Origin of the sequence: Streptomyces sp. NPDC058157, from assembly GCF_042884105.1 — a bacterium.
Lineage (GTDB): Bacteria > Actinomycetota > Actinomycetes > Streptomycetales > Streptomycetaceae > Streptomyces.
The window spans coordinates 1-2,046 of sequence record NZ_JBHVUQ010000409.1 but is presented as its reverse complement, the minus strand read 5'-3'; the positions used below and the strand labels follow the sequence as shown (position 1 = coordinate 2,046).

1 protein-coding gene and 1 pseudogene are annotated in these 2,046 nt (G+C 74.1%); both read left to right on the top strand.

Annotated elements, in window-relative coordinates; translation table 11 throughout:
* Positions 1-266 (top strand): annotated as a pseudogene (locus tag ACFVXK_RS38405) (hypothetical protein); the annotation flags it as partial.
* Positions 267-371: 105 nt separating this feature from the next.
* A partial coding sequence (locus ACFVXK_RS38400) for a DUF11 domain-containing protein (protein ID WP_389621984.1) occupies positions 372-2,046 on the top strand: 1,675 nt, incomplete at its 3' end.

Here is a 2,046-nt window from a genome sequence, read left to right as displayed (position 1 = left end):
CCGGCTGCACCGCCGCGGGCACCACCCTGACCTGCGGACCGCAGGCGGAACTGGCCCCGGGGCAGAGCGTGTCGTGGACCTTCACCGTCCGGCTGGACCCCGCCTTCGAGGGCGACGGCACGACGCTGGCCAACACCGCGACGGCCTCGGCCGACACCGCCGACCCCGTACCGGCGGACAACAGCGGTACGGCCGGCCCGCCGGGCGGCGGCGTCCGCCCGGCGACGGCCGACGTGGAGCTGTCCAAGCAGGCGCAGGCGGGCTGAGGCGGAGCCGCGCAGCCCCTCACCCGAGGCGGAGCCCCCGCCCGCCGCACCACCGATTTCCGTACAGCCCCTGTACGGCCGACTCCGCACGAACGGAAAGATGCGATGACGACCACACCCGGCCGGCGGCCCGCCGCGTGGGCCATGGCCGCGCTGATCTGCGCGGGACCCCTGTGGACCGCCCCGCCCTCGGTGGCCGCCGCGGCCCCCGCCGGCCGGCAGGCCGCCGAACCGGCGGGCCCGCACATCGAGGTGACGGCGCGGACCGTCCGGGCCCCGGGCGAGATCATCACGTACACCCTCACCGCCGTGAACCACGGCCCGTCGGTGGCGCGGAACGTGATCGCGCGCGACCGCCTCCCCGCCGGGATCACCTTCGTGGGCTCCTCCGACGGCTGCACCGCCACCGACCAGACCGTCACCTGCGGCCCCGAGCCGCAGCTCGGCGTCGGCCAGCGCAAGAGCTGGACCTTCCAGGCCCGGCTCAGCGCCTCCTACCAGGGCGACGGCTCCGACCTGGGCAACAGCGCCGTCGGCAGCTCGGACGCCACCGACCCGACGCCCGACAACAACCGGCCGAAGCCGGTGATCCCGCCGGGGCCCTTCGACCCGGTGTCGGACCTCGCCACCGTGAAGACCGCCCTGGGGGCCGGGCCCACGGTGCCCGGGCAGCAGTTCGAGTACGAGGTCCGCACCACCAACAAGGGGCCCTCGGACGCGCGCAACGTCACGGTCACCGACACCCTGCCGGACGGACTGACCTTCGTCTCCTCGGCCGACCCGTGCTCGGCCTCCGGGCGCAACGTCACCTGCGGCCCGCTGGCCCGGCTGGTGCCGGGGGCCGAGGTGGTGTGGACGTTCAAGGTGAAGCTGGACCCGGCGTACTCCGGCGACGGCAGCGACCTGCGCAACACCGCCACCTCGTCTTCCGCCTCCAAGGACCCGGAGCCCGCCGACAACACCTCCCGGCCCGTGCTGCCGCCCGGCGGGGTGACCGAGCCGCAGGCCGACGTGTGGACCTCCAAGCGCCCGGCGACCGACACGCCCATCGCCCCCGGCCAGACCTTCGAGTACGTCGTCACCGCCACCAACGACGGCCCCTCCCGGGCCCTGAACACCACGGTCACCGACAAGCTGCCCGCCCAGCTGGCCTTCGTCTCCTCCCCGGACGGCTGCCGCGACGACAACGGCACCGTCACCTGCGCGCCGGTGGCCGTACTGGAGCCGACAGCGTCCAAGACCTGGCGGTTCACGGTCCGGCTGGACAGCAACTACACCGGCGACGGCTCCGACGTCCGCAACACCGCCACGGCCACCTCCACCACCAAGGACCCGCGCCCGGCGAACAACACCAGCAGCCCGGCGGGCCTGCCCGGCAGCAAGGTCAACAAGCCGACCGCCGACCTGGCGGTCACCAAGGAGGCCGTGGGGAGCAAGCCCCCGACCCCGGGCGAGGTCTTCGACTACCGCATCCGCGTCACCAACAACGGCCCGTCGGCCGACGCCTTCAACGTCAAGCTCACCGACAGCCTGCCCGAGGGCCTGTCGTACGTGAACTCCTCCCCGGCCGGCTGCGAGGTCTCCGGGCACGTCGTCTCCTGCCGCCGCGCCACCCCGCTGAAGGTGGGCGAGACCGTCGAGTACCTGCTGACGGTCAAGGTGGACCCGGCCTACAGCGGCGACGGCAGCGACCTGAAGAACACCGCCCGGGGACGGGCCGTCCACGCCGGCCCGTCGGGCCACGCACACCCCGACAGACAGGCGAGGACGTGTACAGGAC